The organism is Pseudomonas sp. GW823-FHT06B06 (genome assembly GCF_058795195.1).
The window spans coordinates 43,766-63,741 of sequence record NZ_JBXAHO010000033.1 but is presented as its reverse complement, the minus strand read 5'-3'; the positions used below and the strand labels follow the sequence as shown (position 1 = coordinate 63,741).

Here is a 19,976-nt window from a genome sequence, read left to right as displayed (position 1 = left end):
ATCAAGCAACGACGCCTACGACGCCCTCCCCGTGCATCTGCCGCAACAACCCCAGCCCACTGTCCATAAACACCGTCGATTCCGTCATCCCCGCCTCCGCCGCCAATCCCTGCAACTGCGCACGTCCGGTCTGCCCGGGAAATTCCTCGATACGCTGCAACAACCGAAACGCCAACGGGCTCAATTCAGAAAACTTCACGCTGAAATCCGGGTCCCGACGCACCAGCAGCAATGTCGGCTGATCCGGTGGCGCATCAGGCTGATGATGCGGCCCGACCAACTGCACTGGCCAGGCATACGCCAAGGGCCAGGCCAATGGCGAAACCTGCAACGGACAATCCAGCAGCCCATCGACATCGCCGCCGGGCAACGGCTCGGCTTCGGATTGTTGCAGGACCATTTCCACCCATTCGTAGTGCGCCAGTTCGACCATGAACGGCGGCCAGGGGCCAGCAGCCAGCGCCGCAGGCTCAGAGGCCAGAAACTCGACAAACTCCTGGGCGATTTCGCCGAATTTCGGCGTGTGGGCTCGGTAGTCGCGCAGGAAAATCCGCACCAGCGCCCGCCATTGCGTGTCGCCGAGAATCTTCACCAATACCGGAAAGGTGCCGCCGATCAATGACGACAAGTTGGCGAACACCAGGTCGCGATATACCTGGGCCCGCGCCGGGTCCATTTCCGGCGGTGGCGCGTAACGCTCGGGGTCGCGCACGTAGCGCCCCAGACTGTTTTGCTGCTCTTGCAGGGTGCGCTTAACCACGGTTGACCCCCTCGGTTTGCAACCGGCGAATGGTCTGCAACTCGGCGACCAGTTCGCAAAACGCCGGAAAGTTGAAATCGCGCTCGAGCAAAGTCGGTTGCGCGCCAAATCGGGAATAGGCCTGGGCCAGGAACGACCACACCGCCGGTTTCACCGAAGCGCCATGGGTGTCGATTTTCAAGGTGTCGGACTCATCGAAATGCCCGGCGATGTGCATGGCCACGACACGATTCGCATCGATCCCGGCCAGGAACGTACGCGGGTCGAAACCATGGTTGATCGAGTTGACGTACACATTGTTGACGTCCAGCAACAGGTCGCAATCGGCTTCACGCAGCACGGCGTTGGTGAACGTCACCTCGTCCATGTCCTGCTGCGGTGCGGCATAGTAGGAGACGTTTTCCACCGCCAGGCGGCGGCCGAGAATGTCCTGGGCCTGACGGATGCGCGCGGCGACGTGATGCACCGCCTCTTCGGTAAAGGGCAACGGCAACAGGTCATACAGGTGACCGTCGTCGCTGCAGTAGCTCAAGTGCTCGCTGTACAGCGGCACGTCGTGGTGATCGAGGAAGACCCGCACCTCTTTCAGGAATTCGACATCCAGCGGCGATGGCCCGCCCAGGGACAGGGACAAGCCGTGGCAGGATAACGGGTAGCGCTCGGCCAGGGTTCGAAACGCCAGGCCATGGGCGCCGCCGATGCCGATCCAGTTTTCCGGCGCGACTTCAAGAAAGTCGAAATGGCCGGCCGGGGCGGCCAGCAGGTCTTTGATCAAACCGCGACGCAGGCCGAGCCCGACGCTGGCCTGTGCTGATGTGACAGGGGTTTGCATGATGTCGATCCCAAGGGTTGTCAGAATGTCATCACAGTTAATCGAAGGGATGTATCGGGCCTGTGTGGCGGGTCGACGGAAAACAGCAACGCTTGTATCGCCAGCGGGTCTGTACACACTCTGGTACAAACCCGCATCCAGGCATTACGCCAGGTCGTACTTCTCGCGCACCAGATGACCGATGCCCATGCGATCGAGCACATCCATCGGGCACAGGAAGGTCACGCGCACAGTGCCTGGCAGGCGACTGATGTCGATGGAGCCGGTGATGGTGGCGCGATTGAGCACTTCGTCATAAGGCAGGCCGGTGACGGTGGCGGCTCGGGTCAAGCCGTTTTCCACCGCCAGATTGAGGTTCTCGCCGCTGCCGATGAAGGTGATCGGGCCACTCTGTTCGATCTCGTGCTGGCCCCAGCGCTCTCCCAGCTCCCGGACTTTAGCGCGCTGCCCGGCATCCATCGGGCGCGCCATCGGTGGCAGATCATCAAGGTTTTGCAGAAGGATCGGCCCTTCCAGCGTCAGGTTTTTCACCACTTGCACCACCACCTCGGTTTCCCCGGAACAGTCGGTTGCGTGGCCGGCGATCTCGCCGTTGCCCTGTTGCGCATGCATGTCGCCCATGTAAACGCCGGCCCCCGGAACTTTCACCGGGCAGATCAACACACAGCCTTCGCGGACCGAATTGGTGTCCATGTGGCCGTCGGTCTTGGCCGCGTGCAGCTCTTCGCGGGTCATGCCGAAACGGTGCGGCGCATTGATCAGGTACTGGCCGAAGTCGGCACAGTTGTGCGAGTCGGGAATGTCTCGGGACGGCAGGGTGCCGATGTTTCCAAGGAACGGCCGCATAGGCGCGGCAACCCCGGGGATATCGGCGCGGGCCAGGGACAGGATTGAATGCTGTGCGGCGAATTCCGGCAGCGCCGACATCTCAGAGGCATTGCCGGCCAATCGGTTGGCGATGTCCTGGTTGACCGTCAGGCTGACCTGATTCTGCGCGTCAAAGACGATCACGTAGCCATGGCTGAATCGAAATGCGCTGACCTCGGCATCACAGTGGTTGCAGCGAATCGCGTCCTCGCCAATGCCTTCGACATGGCTGGCCGGATGCTCGGTGCCACATTTGGAGCAGAACTTGGAGACGAACGGATCGCCGTTGTAGCGCCCCTCGACAAAGCTCATGACCCCGGAGGAAGTGGCCAGCGACGTGACGCGCATGCTGTTGATCTTGATCGCCACGGCATCGCCGATTTGCGCCCCGGCGATGGCCACCGGTTGCGTCACTTCATGGCCCCCCTCGAAAGCGGGCGTGATCATCGGCCCCCAGCAACCTGGCGGTGTTCCGGTGACCAGGGTGCCGCCATCGGCCAGCGGGCCGAGCATCGGCTGGCTCGGACCAATGATGCCATTGGTGTAGCGATCGACCCGCAGGCGATCGACCGGCGCGGCGTTGAGAGTGGGTTGAGGCACAAGCGTTGTCATGATGATCCCCATCGGAGTCAGGAGCGAATGGTCCTCACAGTTCAGCGCAGGTTTGTATCTGGTCTGTGTTCGGGGGTGGCCTTGAATTGGCGGGGACTGTATCGAGAAACAGTCTGGATACATTGGGATACATGCATAGGGACTGCCAAACACCCTCTCTGTAGGAGCGAGCCTGCTCGCTCCCACAGGGGGCTGCGTCAATCAGGGACATTGGCTTTCGTCGCTTGGGACGGCGCCACAGCCCCTGAGAACTAAACTTAATCCACACAGGACGAGTTGATCGTCCTGTCCATTCCACGACCACCGCCCAGGGGCGAACGCCTCGATAAACACCGCCACTGGACTCTGATCCTGCAAAAGGAGCACACGTGATGGACGAGGCCAAACTCAACGATTTCATGGGCAAACTGGTAGGCGACATGGGCGGCGCGGCGATGCTGGCTAACGTCATCCTTGGTGAAGAGCTCGGCCTGTACCGGGCCATGGCAGACAGCCAGCCAGTCAAGCCCGAAGCTCTCGCCGAGAAGACCGGCTGCAACCCTCGCCTGGTGCGCGAATGGCTCAGCGCCCACGCAGCTTCTGGCTATATGGAACACAGCGACGGTCAATTCCGCCTGCCCGAAGAACAAGCCCTGGCACTGGCCGTCGAAGACTCGCCGGTCTATGTGGCGGGTGGCATCGGCGTAGTTGCATCGTTTTTTCATGACAAGGACAAACTGGTCAAGGCCATGCGTGGCGATGGCGCCCTGGCGTGGGGCGATCACCACCCGTGCATGTTCAGCGGCACCGAACGTTTCTTCCGGCCCGGCTACAAGGCGCACCTAATCGCCGAGTGGTTACCGGCCCTGGACGGTGTGGTAGCCAAACTGGAGGAAGGCGCCAAGGTCGCCGACATTGGCTGCGGTCACGGCGCGTCGACGGTGATCATGGCCCAGGCGTACCCGAACTCGCGGTTCGTTGGTTTCGATTACCACGCGCCGTCCGTCACCGTCGCCACCCAGCGCGCCGAAGAAGGTGGCGTGTCCGGCCGGGCACGGTTCTTCCAGGGTACGGCCAAGAGCTATCCCGGCAACGACTATGACCTGGTCTGCTACTTCGACTGCCTGCACGACATGGGCGACCCGGTGGGCGCGGCCAAGCACGCGTACGAGTCCTTGAAGCCGGATGGCACGGTATTGCTCGTGGAGCCGTTCGCCAACGACTCGCTGGACGACAACATCACCCCGGTCGGCCGGCTGTTCTATGCCGCCTCCACCTTCATCTGCACGCCCAATTCGCTGTCCCAGGAAGTCGGCCTGGGCCTTGGCGCACAAGCAGGTGAAGCACGGTTGCGCAAGGTGTTCAGTGAGGCGGGATTCAGCACATTCCGACGGGCCACGGAGACACCGTTCAACCTGATTCTGGAGGCACGTAAGTAACACGCCCCCCCCCTGTAGGAGCGAGCATGTTCCGGGCGGCGTTCCGACGATTGAAGACGAAAGACCGCGGGGCGTCAGACCGCCAGTGTTATCGTTGACGTCCATCGCGAGCGTGCTCGCTCCTACAGGTTTGCGGGGTATTGAGATGCTCGATAGCCTTATCCACGAACAACTCGACCAGCTCCAACAGCTCATCGCCGACGAGCCGTTCGCGGTCCTGACCGGTGCCGGTATCAGTACCCCGTCGGGCATTCCGGACTACCGTGACAATCAGGGCGTGCGCCGTGGCCGCCAGCCCATGATGTATCAGGAGTTTCTCTCGGCACCCGAATCCCGGCGGCGCTATTGGGCGCGGGCGATGCTTGGCTGGCCGCGGGTGCGCCAGGCGCAACCGAACGTGGCCCACGACACCCTGGCCCGCTTGCAAAGCACGGGACGGATCGGCGGCTTGATCACGCAGAACGTCGATACCCTGCACGACCAGGCCGGCAGCCATGATGTGATCGAACTTCACGGCAGCCTGCACCGGGTACTGTGCCTGGACTGCGCAAGATGCAGCGAGCGCGATTCGATCCAGCAGCTGATGGAAACCCAAAACCCCTACCTCGCAGGCGTGGACGCAGTGCAGGCGCCGGACGGCGACACCTTGCTCGACCCGGCCTTCGAGGCACGCTTCCAGGTTCCGCTCTGCCCGCATTGCAGTGGCGAACGGTTGAAACCGGACGTGGTTTTTTTCGGTGAGAACGTTGCACAGCACACGGCGGCGAAAGCGCTGGCCACGGTGGAAAAGGCCGCCGGGTTGCTGGTGGTTGGCTCGTCGCTGATGGCGTACTCGGCGTTTCGCCTGTGCCGGGCGGTGGTGGATCAGGGCAAGCCGCTGCTGGCGATCAACCTGGGCAAGACACGGGCGGATGACATGCTGGACCTGAAAATAGAAATGTCCTGCGAGCAACTACTGCCTTTGCTGGCACAGCGCCTTAACCCCTGACACCACCCCATCCCCTGTGGGAGCGAGCAGACTCGCTCCCACAGAGATCGGAGATCACTTCATAACACTGCGAAATCCTGCGCCTTGAGCACATCAAATAATGCCTGCGCCGCCGCCGACAACTCCCCTCCCTGCAAGGTCAGCACGCCAATGGCCCGCTCCAACACCGGGTCACGCAAGGTAATGCAATGCGCTCCGAGTTCACGCATCTGACCCACACACAAGGCCGGAACCACGCTCACGCCCAACCCACTGGCAACCATCCGCCCGACCGTCGCCAGTTGATGGCTTTCAAACTCCACCGGCAGCTTCATGCCCCGGGCCTGCAAATGCTCTTCCAGCATCACCCGCACCGTCGACGGGCGCTGCAAGGTAATGAACGGTTCCTCGAGCAAGGTCTGCCAGTCGATTTCCTCGAGCTCGACCAGCGGTGAGTCTTGAGGCACCACTGCCACGAAGCGATCCATGTAAAGTGGCGTGAATTGCAGCGATGAGCTCATGGTCGGCTCGAACGCCACACCGAGTTCCACCTGGCGGTCGCGAACCATTTCCAGCACCTGCTCGTTGATCACGTCGTTGACCGTGACGTTGACTTTCGGATAGCGGACGCGGAATGTCTTGAGGATCGGCGGCAGCAGGTTGCCGGCAAACGAGGGCATGGCCGCCAGGGTCACTCGACCACGCTGCAAGGTGAAGCGCTGGCGCAACTCATCCTCGGCATTGTCCCAATCGGCGATCAGGCGGCGCGCCAGCGGCACCAGGGTTTCGCCTTCTGCGGTCAACGCCACATTGCGTGTGTTGCGGGTGAACAATCGCCCGCCCAGGCCCTCCTCCAATGCCTTGATGGTCAGGCTCAAGGCCGATTGCGACAGGTGCAGGCGCTCGCAGGCCACGGCAAAACTGAGGCTTTGGGCCACAGCCAGGAAGGCGCGGATCTGCTTGACTGTCATGGTCACTGTCTCCAACGCGTTAGATTGTTGAGTTTTATCCATTAATCAACATTAAAAATCAACTTAACAAATGAATCTTGTCGCGCGACACTCAATCCCATTCGGCTAGCCAGCCGCCCACAAAGAATAAAAGAGGTGCATATGGCAGGTTTCGACAAGCGCGTGAGTTCCTACGAGGAAGCCCTGGCCGGTCTTGAAGACGGTATGACCGTGATCGCCGGCGGCTTCGGCCTGTGCGGGATCCCGGAGAACCTGATCAACGAGATCAAGCGCAAAGGCACTCGCGACCTCACCGTCGTTTCCAACAACTGCGGCGTCGACGGTTTCGGCCTCGGCGTGCTGCTGACCGACCGCCAGATCAGCAAAGTGGTGGCCTCTTACGTCGGCGAAAACAAGCTGTTCGAGGAGCAACTGCTCAAGGGCGAAATCGAAGTCATCCTGACCCCGCAAGGCACCCTCGCTGAAAAAATGCGCGCAGGCGGTGCCGGCATCCCGGCCTTCTTCACCGCCACCGGCGTCGGCACTCCAGTCGCCGACGGCAAGGAAGTGCGCGAATTCCATGGCCGCAAGTACCTGATGGAAGAATCCATCACCGGTGACTTCGCCATCGTCAAAGGCTGGAAAGCCGACCATTTCGGTAACGTGATCTATCGCCACACCGCACAGAACTTCAACCCGCTGGCTGCCACCGCCGGCAAGATCACCGTGGTTGAAGTCGAAGAGATCGTCGAACCCGGCGAGCTGGAGCCGTCGCAGATCCACACCCCTGGCATCTACGTCGACCGGATCATCTGCGGCACGTTCGAGAAGCGCATCGAACAGCGCACCGTACGTAAGTGATCCCCTGCCCCCGGACCGAATGAAGGAATAACAACAATGGCACTTTCCCGCGAACAAATGGCTCAACGCGTCGCCCGCGAAATGCAGGACGGCTTCTACGTGAACCTGGGCATCGGCATTCCGACCCTGGTCGCCAACTACATCCCCGAAGGCATGGAAGTCATGCTGCAGTCGGAAAACGGCCTGCTGGGCATGGGTCCTTTTCCAACTGAAGAAACCATCGATGCCGACATGATCAACGCCGGCAAGCAAACCGTGACCGCCCGTATCGGCGCCTCGATCTTTTCCTCGGCCGAGTCCTTCGCGATGATCCGCGGTGGCCACGTTGACCTGACCGTGCTGGGCGCCTTTGAGGTCGACGTGCAAGGCAACATCGCCTCGTGGATGATCCCCGGCAAGCTGGTCAAGGGCATGGGCGGTGCCATGGACCTGGTGGCTGGCGCAGACAACATCATCGTCATCATGACCCACGCGTCCAAGGACGGTGAGTCCAAGCTGCTGTCCCAATGCAGCCTGCCACTGACAGGCGCCGGTTGCATCAAGCGCGTTCTGACGGACCTGGCTTACCTGGAAATCGAGAATGGCGCATTTGTCCTCAAGGAACGCGCACCTGGCGTCAGCGTTGAAGAAATCGTCGCCAAAACCGCTGGTAAACTGATCGTCCCGGACCACGTTCCGGAAATGCAGTTCGCTGACCAGTGAGGAACCATTCCATGCAAGAAGTCGTCATTGTTGCCGCCACGCGCACCGCGATCGGCAGTTTCCAGGGTTCCCTGGCCAATGTTTCCGCCGTTGACCTGGGCGCGGCGGTGATCCGTCAATTGCTGGCACAAACTGGTCTGGACCCGGCCGAAGTCGATGAAGTGATCATGGGTCAGGTGTTGACCGCCGGTGCCGGGCAAAACCCCGCGCGCCAGGCGTCCATCAAGGCAGGCCTGCCGTTTGCCGTGCCGGCCATGACCCTGAACAAGGTCTGTGGCTCGGGCCTCAAGGCCCTGCACCTGGGCGCCCAGGCGATCCGCTGCGGCGACGCCGAGGTGATCATCGCTGGCGGCCAGGAAAACATGAGCCTGGCCAACTACGTCATGCCCGGTGCCCGCACCGGCCTGCGCATGGGTAACGCACAAATCGTCGACACCATGATCAGCGATGGCCTGTGGGATGCGTTCAACGATTACCACATGGGCATAACCGCTGAGAATCTGGTGCAGAAGTACGACATCAGCCGCGAGCAGCAGGATGCCTTCGCTGCCGCTTCCCAGCAGAAAGCCGTGGCCGCCATCGAAGCCGGGCGTTTCGTCGATGAAATCACCCCGATCCTGATCCCACAGCGCAAGGGCGATCCGCTGTCCTTCGCCACCGACGAGCAGCCACGGGCCGGCACCACCGCCGAGTCCCTGGGCAAACTCAAGCCGGCCTTCAAGAAGGACGGTTCGGTGACCGCTGGCAACGCTTCGTCGCTCAACGACGGCGCCGCGGCCGTGATCCTGATGAGTGCCGAAAAAGCCAAGGCCCTGGGCTTGCCGGTACTGGCAAAAATTGCTGCTTACGCCAACGCTGGCGTGGACCCGGCAATCATGGGCATCGGCCCGGTGTCGGCCACTCGCCGCTGCCTGGACAAGGCTGGCTGGTCTATCGACCAGCTTGAGCTGATCGAAGCCAACGAAGCCTTCGCCGCACAATCGCTGGCCGTGGCCAAGGACCTGGAATGGGACTTGAACAAGGTCAACGTCAACGGCGGTGCTATCGCCCTCGGCCACCCGATCGGTGCCTCGGGCTGCCGCGTCCTGGTGACCCTGCTGCATGAAATGATCAAGCGAGACGCCAAGAAAGGCCTCGCCACCCTGTGCATCGGTGGTGGTCAGGGCGTGGCCTTGGCGCTCGAACGGGCTTAAGACGACAGCGTTTAACAGACGGCGCGGGGACCCACGAAGATCCGCCGCCGCCTGGCAAAACACCCGGTGCGATTCACGTCGTACCGGGTTTCTTTATTGGCTGAACGGCTCGTCCTCCTTGTAGGAGCCAGCGGGCACTCCATTTTGTATACAAAAATTGTTCAACACTAGAGCAAATCACCCCGCCAGATGCTAACGTTGCCGCCCATACACAGGTCGGAGACGTGCGCGTGTTGATGCTCAAATTGCTGGTCATTCCTGGCTTTCTGCTACTGATCTCCCTGGCGGGCAAACGCTGGGGGCCCAGCGTGGCGGGTTGGTTGTCGGGGTTGCCGGTGGTGGTCGGACCTATCCTGTTGTTCCTTGCCATCGAGCAAGGCCAGGCATTCGCCGCCCAGTCGGCCATGGCCGCACTGTCGGCGATGTTCGCGATGATTGCCTTCTGCGTGACCTATGCGCAGGTCGCGCAACGCGCAAAATGGCCGCTGGCATTGACGATCTCGCTCCTGGTATGGGCCTTGGTTGCCGTGGTCCTGTCGTTGCTCCCACCGTCACTCCCCCTCTCGGTGATTGCCGCCGCCACTGCACTGCTGGCCGCGCCGCACTTATTCCCGGCCGTGCAGCCGATCGTTTCAGGCCCGGCGCCAAAGTCCGATAAATTGCTGCTGCGCATGATTGCCGGCGCCTTGCTGACGCTGGCTGTCACGTGGCTCGCGAGCACCGTTGGCGACCGCTGGAGCGGCCTGCTCGCCGTGTTCCCGGTGCTGGGCAGTGTGATGGCGGTGTTCTCCCAGCAAACCCGAGGCCCGGCGTTTACCGCCGCGTTACTGCGGGCAACGGCCACCGGTATGTATTCATTTTCCGCTTTTTGCCTGGTCGTCACGCTGACCTTGCCCAGCATGGGCATGATGGGTTTTGGTGTTGGCGTGGCCGTCTCGGTAGCCATGCTCGGCGTCACCAGGCGGTTGCTGGCGAAACCCGCTTCCCAGGCAACACGTTCAACCATTTCGAACGAGTAGCGCAACATCCTCGTACGTCAATCGAACAGGTTTGCTCCACCATCAGCCTCAGTTCCAAACCAATCCCGACTGAGGCCTACACCATGAAATTCTTTTTCCATCCTTCGCCTAACCCGATGAAAGTCGCCCTGCTGCTCGAAGAACTGCAAACGCCCTATGAGTTGATCGGCGTCGACACCTTCAAGGGCGAGCAACACTTGCCAGCCTTCCTCGCGATCAACCCGAACGCCAAGGTTCCGGCCCTGGTCGATGGCGAAGCGACGGTTTTCGACTCCCAGGCCATCCTGCTGCACCTGGCGCAAAAGCATGAGCGTTTCCTGCCCAGCAGCGCTGCCGGCAACGCCGAGTTGCTGTCGTGGTTGATGTTCATTGCCACCGGCCTGTCGCCGTTCTCCGGCCAGGCCGTGCACTTCCTGCATCACGCCCCAGAGGACCTGCCCTACGCGAAAAATCGCTATCTCAAGGAAGTCGAACGCCACTATCGCGCACTCGACCAGCGTCTGGCCGACCATCAGTACCTGGCTGGCGACAGCTACAGCATCGCCGACATGGCACTCTGGGGCTGGGCCAACTATGCGCCGTACATCCTTGGCGAAAACGGCTTGGCTGCCTACCCCAACGTCAAGCGCCTGTTTGACGAAATCAGCGCCCGCCCGGCGGCCCAGCGAGCCCTGGGCCTGAAAGAGAAGCTGGTGCTAAAGGCCGAATTCGACGAAGAGACTCGCCGTAACCTGTTCCCGCAGAACCAGGCCCGGTAAGACGTTCACGACATTCGAAGGTGATGAAAATGAGTGATCACGGCGGGCGCCTGCTCTTTGGAGTGAGTGACCGTCCGTTAGCCCGCACTGGAATGCGTCACGACCTCCATGGGATGATCGCGCCCCCACCGCGCGACCATCCCTGGAGTTTTCGAATGTCACTGTTGAGTAAAAAAGCCGTTGTCCTGTTGCTGGCAGCAGCTGCCAGCCTGGGGGCTTTGACTGTGCAGGCGGCCAAGGCCCCCGCCAAAGAGACGGTGCAGGGGCAGAAGGTCTCGATGCTCGACGGCAAGTTCACCTTCACCCTGCCCAAGGGTTTCATCGCCAACCCGTTGCCAGCCAGCCCCACGGGCGCAAGCGGCACCATGTACGCCAATGAAACCACCAAGACCGTGGTGATCGCTGCGCAAAACAGCCTGCCCGAGGGGGTCAAGGTCAAGGACAACGACGGCGAGTTTCTCGACGGCACCGCGGCCGATTTCGACTCGGCGCAACACCAAGCCCTGCCGGACTACAACAAACTCAGCGAAAAAAGCCTGACCCTGAAGGCAACAGGACTGGGCGTGCGCCAGGTCGACAGCACCGCCACCCAGGGCGGCGGCACGACCCTCAACACCACGTTGATGGCGGCATCGGGCAACCACATGACCGTGATTCAGGTCATCTCCCGCCCCGGCGACATGGCGGCCCACGAAACCCTGATCAAGCAGATCGTCAGCGGCAAATAAGCCTCAGGGATTGAGGCGCTGCAGCCAGGCGCTCAAGTCCTTCAGTTCTTCGGCACTGATGCTGTGGCCAACACCTTGGTAAGCGTGGAACTCGGGCTCCAGTGATACGCTTTGCAACAGGCTGTTGGCTTCGGTGCCATCGCTCAAGGGAAGGCGCTGGTCCGCCGTGCCATGGCCGATGAAAATCGCCAGCGACTGGCGCTTTTCATCCGGTTTGAGCTCGGACTGCAGCACCGGCAGGATCCGCCCGCTCAACGCGGCAATCCCGCCCACCGCCTCGGGATGACGCAGGGCGACTTCGTAGGACATGATCGCACCCTGGCTGAAACCCACCAGGAACACCTTATGCGGTTGTGTGTGATATTTGTTCGTCGCCTGTGCGATGAACTCCAGCAGCAACTGGCCGCTGGACTTCAGGTCATCTGTCTCGCCGTTGTAGGCACCTTCGCCTTTCTTGCGAAACCACTGGTAACTTCCCTCTTGCATCACCATCGGCGCCCGCACCGACAGGTAGTTGTATTCGCTGGGTAAGTCATCCTTGATGCCGAACAGATCCTGCTCGTTACTGCCATAGCCGTGGAGAAAAATCACCAGCGGCTGCCCGCTGGAATCGCGGTTGACCTGTTCCATGTACTTGAGCGGCAGATCGGTTTGCAGGGCGGGTTGAGCGTGGACAGTGGCGGATGCCAGCAGCGTGAACAGAGCGAGAAACTTCAGCATAAACCTTCCTTCACCGTGCGCAGGATTCAGGACAGAGCCTAGCACCTTCGTTGGAGCGACTCCCAACATTGGCACGATTGCGGAATCGGACTACAGCAGACAAGGAAACGTCTGATTTACGCACGACAGCCTCGTAGTGAACCCTGTGCGCGGCACTTTGCCACTCCTCCGTCCCATCGGGAGCAGGAGCAATTTGATCGTCATCAGACAAGGAGTTCAAGCAATGGCAAAGGGATATTTCATTCGCAAGGGTGACAAGACCACCTGTGGTGGCGAGGTGCTGGACGCCGATACCCGCGTCATGATGTTTGGCTTCGCCCATGCTCGCGCAGGGGATCCGGTGTCCTGTGGCAAAAATGATGAAACCTACGAAATCGAGGGTGGCATCGCGTTCTTTGGCAGTCACGGGGGCCTGGTGGCGGGCTCGCTGGACAGCCGCAGCGGCTGTCCCTGCAAGGCTGGGCTCGTCCCCTCGTTTACCACCGCCACCTATGAGTCCCGACAGGGTGCTGCGCCACCAGCCGCGAGAAGTGCCCCTCAACAGGAGGCCACGCCAGTGGCCCCCAGCAACCCGGTGACGCCGCGACAATCCAGTTTCACTTCGGCGCGGGCACCCTCACCGACGCTCAGCGAACGGCCAGGAACGGCCTGCGAAAACCATTGGCGCGGCTACCAGCAGCGGGTCGAAAACGTCGTGGCACCGAACGGCAAGCTGATCGCCGACCCGAAGGCGCGCAACAAGGCGATCAATGCCGCCTATGCCCAGCTGTGGCGCCACGACCCGCGTTTCCAGTGGGCCGGGCTGGCGGCCTTCGCCTCGAAACAGGTGGGTTGTGGATTGCTGCACGCGGCCGACACGATCGAGAAAATTCAGGCGGAAGAGGAAACGATACAGCAACTGAAGGACAGCGCCAGACAAGGATTGAGAGGTTTGCTCAGCCCCAGTGAGCGGGAAAAGCGCGCGACCATTCGCGCGTTTGAGCAGCGCCAACGCGAGTATGAAGAGGCCAACCGGGACAACCCGGTGTGGGGCTTCACCCATTGGGGGGCCGACCTTCCCTTGTCCTACTCGCAACGGATGTACCGGTTTGTGTACGAAATGCTGGCCATGGGGAATACCACGCTGTTTCTGGATGTATATCCGCTGCATGTGTTCTACCGGGAGCGGGGGCTGGAGGCGATGAAGGATTGTCTGGGTTCACGTAGCAACATTTATGGGCATGGCCAACATCCCGTGCTGTGGCCGGTCGGGCAGAAAACTCTAGAGTTCGGGATTGACCATGAGGAAATTCTCCTGGCCTTCGAGGCGATTGAGGCGGGTAACATCGCCGAAAGTGTTGAGCATCTGGCCAAACACGAACAGGTCAATATTCTGCAACCAGCGATGTACAGCGACTGGCGATTCAATTCATTGCTGTACAGTAATCATCTTTCCTACCTGGTCGGTTTTCCGTCCGGTGCCGCCGAAGCCATCGAATTGACGTTGGCCAGTCAGTGCCGCCGCATCGATGATGGACGCACCATTGGTTTCAGCAACACCCCCTTTGCCAACCTGGCCGATATCAATCAGCGCATGGCCTTCGTACTGAGGGCAGCGAAGCAGTTTGATGATCTGCTGCACAGCGACCAGAGCGAGCAGATTGAGCGGTCGATTCGGGATATTGCCCTGGGTGGTGGCGTGCGATGAGCCTGTTGCAACGCGTGGGCTCGCGACGTGGTGCGTTGGTAATGGCGGTCGCCGCCCTCCTGACGCTGGCGGCGATTCAAAAACTTTCGGATGAGCCGGAAATCGCTCTCGTGATTGGCGAGCCGTACGAGGCCATGCGCCAGCGCTCCAGCGCAAGAATCGACCCAGTCATACCAGGGCACTCCTGGTTCAATGTTCCCAAGTCTGATGCCCGTCTGCGCTTCGCAGATCCTGAGTTTGGCTTTGTGACTCCGCTGGCCCGTTTCTTCACGGTAGGTTTTGGACGCGATGAACGGATTGACGGTGTCCGCATGTCTCCGCAAGTCGAGCCGCTATTACTCGACGACACCCTCAAGGTTGTGCTGGATCTGCAGGAGCAATGGCGCAACGCTGGCTGGGTACCCATCCGGGTCAAGGACTTCCCCTCATTCGCCGACACCCCGCAATGGCGTGCCCAATTGCAAGGTGTAAAAAACGTCGAAAAAGCTTACTGGCGAGCAGGTGACAAGTACCAACTGATGCTGGTGGTTGGCCGTTTCAAGGACGTCAAGCACCCCACTGAAGAACGCTACCTCATCACCTTGGGCATCCACCGATCACGAGGCGTGCAATGAATCTCCCCTCAATCGTTAATCAACTTCCCAACACGAATCGGCTTGCGCCCCGCCACTTTCGCCTGCCAGGTGCCCGGTTGCGTATAGCGACCACGATCGATCGCGAACAACACGCCACTGGTGCCCGCGCGCACGGTAGTGAGCTTGTCGTTCAGCGGGTCGACCACTTCAAACAGTGCATCGCCCTGCTCCACCCATTCACCGGCATCGCGCAGGAAGCTGACCACGCCGTGATGCGGTGCGAATAGGTATTGAGTGCCTTCAAACGGCATGCCCTCACAGCACTCGCTCGGTGCCACGGGCCAGGTGCCCTTGATGAACCCCTGCTCGGCGAGAAAGCCCAGGATCGCCTCGCAATTGGCCCGGGCCTGATCGACCCGGGTATCGCCCATGCTGCCAAGCTCCAGCGTGGTTGCCAGGTTGGCCGGTGGGATGGCGGCTTCGGGGAAAGCCCTGGCCAGGCGTAACCAGGGCGAAGAGCAGGATTCGTCGAAGGAACTGCCGCCGGAATCTTCGCACAGCAACGCCACCCCGGCTTTCAGGCGCGCCGCCAGCGATTGCCACTGCGGCCAGTGTTGCGGCAAGGCGTAGAGGTGGATTGCCGCGTCGAAGTCGCAATGCAGATCGAGGGTGATGTCGGCGTCGCAGGCGTGGCGCAGCAACAGGCGGTGCATTGCTTCGAGTTGCGACGCCGGGGCCGGCAGGTCGTCGAGTACCTGGCCCATGGCCTGGCGAATCAAGGCGATGTTAGCCTCGGCATCGCTGCCCAGACGATCACCCACCCGCTGCGCTACCGGTGCGCTGAGTTCGACGAACGAGCGGTTGAAGTTCTTGCCGCTGCCCAGTTCGAAGCGACCCATGTGGCTGCCTTGCAGGTGCTGATCGAGACCGATGGGGTTGGCCACCGGCACCAGTTCGATCAGGCCTTGCAGTTGACCCTGGCTTTCCAGTTCCGCCAGGCGCTGCTTGAGCTCCCAGGCCGTGCGCATGCCTGGCAGTTCATCAGCGTGCAGGCTGGCCTGGATATAGACTTTGCGGGTGCCTGCGCCATATCGAAACACGCTGAGGGTGCGCTCGGTCCCCAGGTGGCTCCAGGGCAGTGAATGGTCGATGCGTTGCATGGGAAGACTCCGATTCTCTGTAGGAGCTGCCGCGGGCTGCGATCTTTTGATTTTGATTTTTTAAAAGCAAGATCAAAAGATCGCAGCCTGCGGCAGCTCCTACAGTGAGCAATGTGATAGGGAGGATAAATCATGAGCATAAAAAAATGGCCACCGCGTCAACGGGGCCATTTTTTTGAACGGCTCGATTACTCGCCGTAAACGTCAAACTTGAAGTACTTGTCCTGAACTTGCTTGTACTTGCCGTTGGCGCGGATCTCGGTAATGGCTTTGTTGAACTGCTCGGCCAAGGCGGTATCGCCCTTGCGCACGGCAATCCCGGCGCCACCGCCGAAGTATTTCGGGTCGTTGTACTCAGGCCCCACGAAAGCGAAACCTTTACCGGCGTCGGTCTTCAGGAAACCGTCGTCGAGGTTGACCGAATCGGCCAGCAGTGCGTCGACGCGACCGGACACCATGTCCAGGTTGGCTTCCTGCTGGGAACCGTAGCGCACCAGGATAATCCCTGCCGGTTGCAGCACTTCGGTGGCAAAACGCTCATGGGTACTGGCACGCAGGACACCGACTTTCTTGCCCTTGAGCTCGGTCAACGGATCTTTGACGTCGGAACCTTCCTTCATCACGAAACGCGCCGGGGTGTGGTAGTACTTGATGGTGAAGTCGACGTTTTTCTTGCGATCGTCGGTGATGGTCATGGACGAGAGGATGGCGTCGATTTTCTTGACCTTCAGCGCAGGAATCAGGCCGTCGAACTCTTGCTCGACCCAAGTGCACTTGACGTTCATCTGCTCGCACAGTGCGTCGCCGATGTCCACGTCGAAACCGGTGAGTTTGCCGTCAGGGGTTTTCATCGAGAACGGCGGGTAACCGGCCTCGATACCGATGCGGATGGGCTTGGTATCCGCGGCCACGGCGGTCAGGGACAACATCGACAGTGCCAGGGCACCGAACATCACTAGCTTTTTCATTTATAACTCCTGTGTGCGGAGACTTTTATTGATAGCTTTCGGTCGGTAGCTTGTGGCCGGGAAACCGAAGTGGCCGGCAGTCTAGAGCGGCCTTCACAGGGTAAATTATTTGGAGGCGACAAATATTTACGGAAAGTGGTCAGCGACGCGCAAGCGAATCCAGCATGCGCTAAAGCGGTGCAACGTCCGATAGAAAACCACCTCGCTCCTACAAAGGACGAGGTTTGCCGAGACGTCGATCCGTGGTCGCCACCGACACGTAGGAGCGAGCATGCTCGCGATGGTCGTCAACGATGACGCGGGGTACCTGACACCCCGCGGCGTTCTCAGGTGCATCGCGAGCATGCTCGCTCCTACAGGGGGTCAGCACGCACAGCCGACAGCGGCACTCGCCGCACTCAACGTGAACCCTTCGTCCAGCCACCCGGTCACGCCGCCGATCATTTCCTTGACCGGGTAACCCAGCGCCGCCAGTTTCACCGCTGCCTTGTTCGCACCGTTGCAGTGGGGGCCGGCGCAATAGACCACGAACAGGCTGGTTTTCGGGTAGTCACGCAAACCATCGGCGGTGAGCAGTCGCCCGGGAATGTTGATCGCGCCAGGTACATGCCCCCGGTCGAACGCCAGCGGCCCCCGCACATCCACCAGGACAAAATCGACTTCACCGGCTTGTTGGCTGGCGTAGACGTCGGAACAGTCGGTTTCGAATGTCAGGCGGTTGCTGAAATGCATCAAGGCAATGGCTGAAGGGGCGGCTGGTATTTCGCGCACGAGGCTGGTCATGGGCAGGGCTCCGGAAGGTCAGTGGGTGTGAACAGACTTTATCTACGCGGCGCCAGGGGCTAAAGTGGCGCACAAGACACTCACCGGGAATTTTCCGCCAAATGCATGCTTCCCCAGGGTTGGTCGCGATCCTGGCCTACGACGGCCTATGTACCTTCGAATTCGGCATCGCCGTGGAGATCTTCGGGCTGGCGCGGCCAGAGTTCGATTTCCCTTGGTACAGCCATCAGATCGCGGCCGTCGATCAAGGCCCGATGCGCGCCATGGGTGGCATCCGGATACTGGCCGATGGTGGCCTGGAGCTGCTGGAGCAAGCCCGGACCGTGATCATTCCCGGCTGGCGCGATCGTCATGCAGCCGTGCCTGAGGCATTGCTGACGGCACTGCGCCAGGCCCATGCGCGGGGCGCGCGGTTACTGTCGATCTGCTCGGGGGTGTTCGTACTGGCCGCCACCGGCTTGCTCGACGGTCGCGGAGCCACCACTCACTGGCGCTACACCGCGGAGCTTTCCGAACGCTTCCCGAATATCCTGGTGGACCCAGGCGTGCTCTATGTCGACTCGGGTCAATTGATCACCTCGGCCGGCAGCGCAGCCGGTATCGACGCCTGCCTGCATCTGGTGGCGCGGGACTTCGGTACCCAGGTCGCCAACTCGGTGGCGCGGCGCCTGGTGATGTCACCGCAACGCACCGGGGGCCAGGCACAGTTCATTCCGACACCGGTCAGTCCTACGCCGCGCAGCGATCTTTCGCGCGTCATGCAGTGGGCACGCGAGCGTTTGCACGAACCGCTGGAGGTTCGCGACCTGGCCAGCGAAGCCGCCATGAGCGAGCGCACGTTCCTGCGCCGTTTCACCGAAGCCAGCGGTCAGTCGCCCAAGACCTGGTTGCAACATGAGCGCCTGGGGCGTGCCCGGGAATTGCTGGAAAGCACCGACCAGCACACCGAGCAAATCGCCCAGCTGTGTGGTTATCGTTCAGTGGAAAGCTTTCGCGTGGCATTTCGCAATGTGGTCGGCCTGCCGCCGTCAGTGTACCGGGAACGGTTTGGGCAAACGGACAAGCGCATCTCCTGAGGGGTGCTTCAGGGCTTGCGCAATAGATAGGTGTCCATGATCCAGCCATTGGCCTGCCGGGCCGCCTTGCGCACCCGCTCGATCTGCTGCGCTACCTCCTCGAGCTTGCCGCTGATGAGGATTTCATCCGGCGTCCCGAGGTAGGCGCCCCAGTAAATCTCTGTCTGCCGATCCTCAACATGCTGATAAGCATCCTGGGCGTCGAGCATCACCACCAGACTGTCGGCATCACTCACCTGCCCCGCGGCCAAGCGCCGGCCGGTGGTAATTTCAACCGAGCGGCCTATTTGATTAAGCGCCACCTTGTGCTGCGCGGCCAGCGCCTGGACGCTGGTGATGCCGGGAATTACCTCGAACTCGAAGGCACAGGTGCCTGAAACCAGGATCGCCTGCAGGATGCGAATGGTGCTGTCGTACAACGCCGGGTCGCCCCACACCAGAAAACCGCCGCACTGGTCATCGGCCAGTTCTTCATTGATCAGCCGCTCGAAGGTTCGCTGCTTGGCCAGGTTCAGCGCATCGACGCTGGTTCTGTAGTCGACGTCGCCACGCTCGCGCTCCGGGCTCGAGGCTTCGACAAAACGGTAGTGCGGATCGGTGATATGGCGCTCGCACAGCTCGCGGCGCAGGTCGATCAGCTTATCCTTGCTCTGGCCCTTGTCCATGATAAAAAAAACATCCACCCGATTCAGCGCCTTCACGGCCTGCAGGGTGATGTAGTCAGGGTTGCCGGCGCCGATGCCGATGACCAGCAGTTTTTTCATCAAGGCATTCTCTCGTTATCGTTGCACGACAGCCGGAGCCGCCAGCAACCATGGAACTGCAGGTCTATCGTCGACAGCGGCTCGACATCGATCAGGTTGAAGGCTGAACCCTGCAGCACGTGCATCAATGCGGCACGCATGACGAATGGATGGGTCACGGCAAGTACATGGCCGGGCTGCGCTTCCAGGGTTTTCAACCAGGTGGCGACGCGTTTGCCGACTTGCGCCACCGACTCGCCACCGTGGGGTGCCGAACGTGGGTCGGCAAGCCAGGCCTGAAGTCGTTCGTCCTGGTTTTTTTGCAGGTCGCTGATTTGCATGCCGCGCCAATGACCAAAGTCGCAATCGCGCAGGGCGTCGACGATTTCCACGGGCGTACCGAACAGCTCGGCGGTCTGTCGTGTACGTAACTCTGGAGCACACAGCAGGCGCGATGCCTGCGAGAATCGAGCGCCCCGAGAGCCACGCGCCGATTGCCAATCCATCTCCAGGGGTTCGTCCAAAGGAAAGCGCGCCAGTTTCTGTGCCTGGGTTCGAGCGTGGCAGATCAAGGTCAAACGGGTTGCCTGCACGAAA

Annotated in this window: 21 protein-coding genes; 11 read left to right on the top strand and 10 right to left on the bottom strand. The window is 60.9% G+C overall.

What is annotated here, in order from left to right; genetic code table 11:
- Position 1: 1 nt before the first annotated feature.
- From AC1Q8Q_RS24625 to AC1Q8Q_RS24615, 3 genes are all read right to left on the bottom strand, one after another.
- The gene (locus tag AC1Q8Q_RS24625) at positions 2-760 is read right to left on the bottom strand and encodes an HvfC family RiPP maturation protein (RefSeq protein WP_020800019.1); all 759 of its coding nucleotides are present in this window, start codon (positions 758-760) and stop codon (positions 2-4) included.
- Positions 753-1,592, bottom strand: a complete 840-nt coding sequence (locus tag AC1Q8Q_RS24620; RefSeq protein WP_492615610.1) for an HvfB family MNIO-type RiPP peptide maturase — start codon at positions 1,590-1,592, stop codon at positions 753-755. Before AC1Q8Q_RS24620 ends, AC1Q8Q_RS24625 begins: the two co-directional genes overlap by 8 nt.
- 144 nt (positions 1,593-1,736) lie before the next feature.
- Positions 1,737-3,071 carry an acetamidase/formamidase family protein gene (locus AC1Q8Q_RS24615; RefSeq protein WP_052024732.1) on the bottom strand — a complete coding sequence of 445 codons (1,335 nt, stop codon included), beginning with the start codon at positions 3,069-3,071 and terminating at the stop codon, positions 1,737-1,739.
- A 371-nt stretch (positions 3,072-3,442) separates the two neighbouring features.
- On the opposite strand from AC1Q8Q_RS24615, the gene AC1Q8Q_RS24610 reads away from it, so the two are divergent.
- Both AC1Q8Q_RS24610 and AC1Q8Q_RS24605 read left to right on the top strand, forming a co-directional pair.
- A complete protein-coding gene (locus AC1Q8Q_RS24610) occupies positions 3,443-4,489 on the top strand; it encodes a class I SAM-dependent methyltransferase (protein ID WP_033042194.1) in 1,047 nt (348 codons plus the stop codon).
- Positions 4,490-4,634: 145 nt separating this feature from the next.
- Positions 4,635-5,477: an NAD-dependent protein deacetylase gene (locus AC1Q8Q_RS24605; RefSeq protein WP_492615609.1), complete on the top strand. Its 843-nt coding sequence runs from the start codon at positions 4,635-4,637 to the stop codon at positions 5,475-5,477.
- A 59-nt stretch (positions 5,478-5,536) separates the two neighbouring features.
- Here the strand turns inward: AC1Q8Q_RS24605 and AC1Q8Q_RS24600 are convergent, their stop codons facing one another.
- Positions 5,537-6,427, bottom strand: coding sequence for a LysR family transcriptional regulator (locus tag AC1Q8Q_RS24600; protein ID WP_083348813.1), 891 nt, complete (start codon positions 6,425-6,427; stop codon positions 5,537-5,539).
- 141 nt (positions 6,428-6,568) lie between these two features.
- Between AC1Q8Q_RS24600 and AC1Q8Q_RS24595 the strand changes: the two genes are divergently transcribed.
- The 6 genes from AC1Q8Q_RS24595 to AC1Q8Q_RS24570 all read left to right on the top strand — a co-directional run bounded on the left by AC1Q8Q_RS24595 (position 6,569) and on the right by AC1Q8Q_RS24570 (position 11,667).
- Positions 6,569-7,267 (top strand): CoA transferase subunit A, encoded by a 699-nt coding sequence (locus tag AC1Q8Q_RS24595; protein WP_020800013.1) that lies wholly within the window; start codon positions 6,569-6,571, stop codon positions 7,265-7,267.
- A gap of 36 nt (positions 7,268-7,303) precedes the next feature.
- The gene (locus AC1Q8Q_RS24590) at positions 7,304-7,969 is read left to right on the top strand and encodes a CoA transferase subunit B (protein WP_033042175.1); all 666 of its coding nucleotides are present in this window, start codon (positions 7,304-7,306) and stop codon (positions 7,967-7,969) included.
- An 11-nt stretch (positions 7,970-7,980) separates the two neighbouring features.
- Positions 7,981-9,162, top strand: a complete 1,182-nt coding sequence (locus tag AC1Q8Q_RS24585; protein ID WP_033042172.1) for an acetyl-CoA C-acetyltransferase — start codon at positions 7,981-7,983, stop codon at positions 9,160-9,162.
- 230 nt (positions 9,163-9,392) lie between these two features.
- On the top strand, positions 9,393-10,181 hold the full coding sequence (locus tag AC1Q8Q_RS24580; protein WP_492615608.1) for a hypothetical protein: 789 nt from the start codon (positions 9,393-9,395) through the stop codon (positions 10,179-10,181).
- A gap of 83 nt (positions 10,182-10,264) precedes the next feature.
- The gene (locus AC1Q8Q_RS24575; RefSeq protein WP_020800009.1) at positions 10,265-10,939 is read left to right on the top strand and encodes a glutathione S-transferase family protein; all 675 of its coding nucleotides are present in this window, start codon (positions 10,265-10,267) and stop codon (positions 10,937-10,939) included.
- A 155-nt stretch (positions 10,940-11,094) separates the two neighbouring features.
- Positions 11,095-11,667: a DcrB/PsbP domain-containing protein gene (locus AC1Q8Q_RS24570; protein WP_033042166.1), complete on the top strand. Its 573-nt coding sequence runs from the start codon at positions 11,095-11,097 to the stop codon at positions 11,665-11,667.
- Positions 11,668-11,670: 3 nt separating this feature from the next.
- Here AC1Q8Q_RS24570 and AC1Q8Q_RS24565 read toward each other — a convergent pair whose 3' ends face one another.
- The gene (locus AC1Q8Q_RS24565; RefSeq protein WP_033042163.1) at positions 11,671-12,387 is read right to left on the bottom strand and encodes an alpha/beta hydrolase; all 717 of its coding nucleotides are present in this window, start codon (positions 12,385-12,387) and stop codon (positions 11,671-11,673) included.
- Between the two features lie 223 nt (positions 12,388-12,610).
- Here AC1Q8Q_RS24565 and AC1Q8Q_RS24560 point away from each other — a divergent pair, with 223 nt between their 5' ends.
- The gene (locus tag AC1Q8Q_RS24560) at positions 12,611-14,074 is read left to right on the top strand and encodes a PAAR domain-containing protein (RefSeq protein WP_168759167.1); all 1,464 of its coding nucleotides are present in this window, start codon (positions 12,611-12,613) and stop codon (positions 14,072-14,074) included.
- On the top strand, positions 14,071-14,688 hold the full coding sequence (locus tag AC1Q8Q_RS24555; RefSeq protein WP_033042159.1) for a hypothetical protein: 618 nt from the start codon (positions 14,071-14,073) through the stop codon (positions 14,686-14,688). The genes AC1Q8Q_RS24560 and AC1Q8Q_RS24555 overlap by 4 nt, the downstream gene beginning before the upstream one ends.
- Before the next feature lie 8 nt (positions 14,689-14,696).
- Here the strand turns inward: AC1Q8Q_RS24555 and AC1Q8Q_RS24550 are convergent, their stop codons facing one another.
- The 3 genes from AC1Q8Q_RS24550 to AC1Q8Q_RS24540 form a co-directional block, all read right to left on the bottom strand.
- Positions 14,697-15,809, bottom strand: a complete 1,113-nt coding sequence (locus AC1Q8Q_RS24550) for a succinylglutamate desuccinylase/aspartoacylase family protein (protein WP_020800006.1) — start codon at positions 15,807-15,809, stop codon at positions 14,697-14,699.
- A 188-nt stretch (positions 15,810-15,997) separates the two neighbouring features.
- Entirely contained in the window at positions 15,998-16,777 is a 780-nt protein-coding gene (locus tag AC1Q8Q_RS24545) for an ABC transporter substrate-binding protein (RefSeq protein ID WP_492615607.1), read from the bottom strand.
- A gap of 363 nt (positions 16,778-17,140) precedes the next feature.
- Positions 17,141-17,560 (bottom strand): rhodanese-like domain-containing protein, encoded by a 420-nt coding sequence (locus AC1Q8Q_RS24540; RefSeq protein WP_492615606.1) that lies wholly within the window; start codon positions 17,558-17,560, stop codon positions 17,141-17,143.
- Between the two features lie 101 nt (positions 17,561-17,661).
- On the opposite strand from AC1Q8Q_RS24540, the gene ftrA reads away from it, so the two are divergent.
- Positions 17,662-18,636 carry a transcriptional regulator FtrA gene (ftrA, locus tag AC1Q8Q_RS24535; RefSeq protein WP_492615605.1) on the top strand — a complete coding sequence of 325 codons (975 nt, stop codon included), beginning with the start codon at positions 17,662-17,664 and terminating at the stop codon, positions 18,634-18,636.
- A gap of 8 nt (positions 18,637-18,644) precedes the next feature.
- Here the strand turns inward: ftrA and cobF are convergent, their stop codons facing one another.
- Both cobF and AC1Q8Q_RS24525 read right to left on the bottom strand, forming a co-directional pair.
- Positions 18,645-19,400: a precorrin-6A synthase (deacetylating) gene (gene cobF / locus AC1Q8Q_RS24530; RefSeq protein WP_020800002.1), complete on the bottom strand. Its 756-nt coding sequence runs from the start codon at positions 19,398-19,400 to the stop codon at positions 18,645-18,647.
- Positions 19,400-19,972, bottom strand: coding sequence for a histidine phosphatase family protein (locus tag AC1Q8Q_RS24525; protein ID WP_492615604.1), 573 nt, complete (start codon positions 19,970-19,972; stop codon positions 19,400-19,402). The genes cobF and AC1Q8Q_RS24525 overlap by 1 nt, the downstream gene beginning before the upstream one ends.
- Positions 19,973-19,976 lie beyond the last annotated feature (4 nt).

Coding starts and splice junctions, on each gene's coding strand:
- AC1Q8Q_RS24585 (WP_033042172.1), top strand. CDS start 7,981: ATGCAAGAAGTCGTCATTGTTGCCGCCACGCGCACCGCGATCGGCAGT.
- AC1Q8Q_RS24590 (WP_033042175.1), top strand. CDS start 7,304: ATGGCACTTTCCCGCGAACAAATGGCTCAACGCGTCGCCCGCGAAATG.
- AC1Q8Q_RS24610 (WP_033042194.1), top strand. CDS start 3,443: ATGGACGAGGCCAAACTCAACGATTTCATGGGCAAACTGGTAGGCGAC.
- AC1Q8Q_RS24560 (WP_168759167.1), top strand. CDS start 12,611: ATGGCAAAGGGATATTTCATTCGCAAGGGTGACAAGACCACCTGTGGT.
- AC1Q8Q_RS24605 (WP_492615609.1), top strand. CDS start 4,635: ATGCTCGATAGCCTTATCCACGAACAACTCGACCAGCTCCAACAGCTC.
- AC1Q8Q_RS24620 (WP_492615610.1), bottom strand. CDS start 1,592: ATGCAAACCCCTGTCACATCAGCACAGGCCAGCGTCGGGCTCGGCCTG.
- cobF (WP_020800002.1), bottom strand. CDS start 19,400: ATGAAAAAACTGCTGGTCATCGGCATCGGCGCCGGCAACCCTGACTAC.
- AC1Q8Q_RS24545 (WP_492615607.1), bottom strand. CDS start 16,777: ATGAAAAAGCTAGTGATGTTCGGTGCCCTGGCACTGTCGATGTTGTCC.
- AC1Q8Q_RS24595 (WP_020800013.1), top strand. CDS start 6,569: ATGGCAGGTTTCGACAAGCGCGTGAGTTCCTACGAGGAAGCCCTGGCC.
- AC1Q8Q_RS24550 (WP_020800006.1), bottom strand. CDS start 15,809: ATGCAACGCATCGACCATTCACTGCCCTGGAGCCACCTGGGGACCGAG.
- AC1Q8Q_RS24575 (WP_020800009.1), top strand. CDS start 10,265: ATGAAATTCTTTTTCCATCCTTCGCCTAACCCGATGAAAGTCGCCCTG.
- AC1Q8Q_RS24615 (WP_052024732.1), bottom strand. CDS start 3,071: ATGACAACGCTTGTGCCTCAACCCACTCTCAACGCCGCGCCGGTCGAT.
- AC1Q8Q_RS24555 (WP_033042159.1), top strand. CDS start 14,071: ATGAGCCTGTTGCAACGCGTGGGCTCGCGACGTGGTGCGTTGGTAATG.
- ftrA (WP_492615605.1), top strand. CDS start 17,662: ATGCATGCTTCCCCAGGGTTGGTCGCGATCCTGGCCTACGACGGCCTA.
- AC1Q8Q_RS24570 (WP_033042166.1), top strand. CDS start 11,095: ATGTCACTGTTGAGTAAAAAAGCCGTTGTCCTGTTGCTGGCAGCAGCT.
- AC1Q8Q_RS24600 (WP_083348813.1), bottom strand. CDS start 6,427: ATGACAGTCAAGCAGATCCGCGCCTTCCTGGCTGTGGCCCAAAGCCTC.
- AC1Q8Q_RS24565 (WP_033042163.1), bottom strand. CDS start 12,387: ATGCTGAAGTTTCTCGCTCTGTTCACGCTGCTGGCATCCGCCACTGTC.
- AC1Q8Q_RS24540 (WP_492615606.1), bottom strand. CDS start 17,560: ATGACCAGCCTCGTGCGCGAAATACCAGCCGCCCCTTCAGCCATTGCC.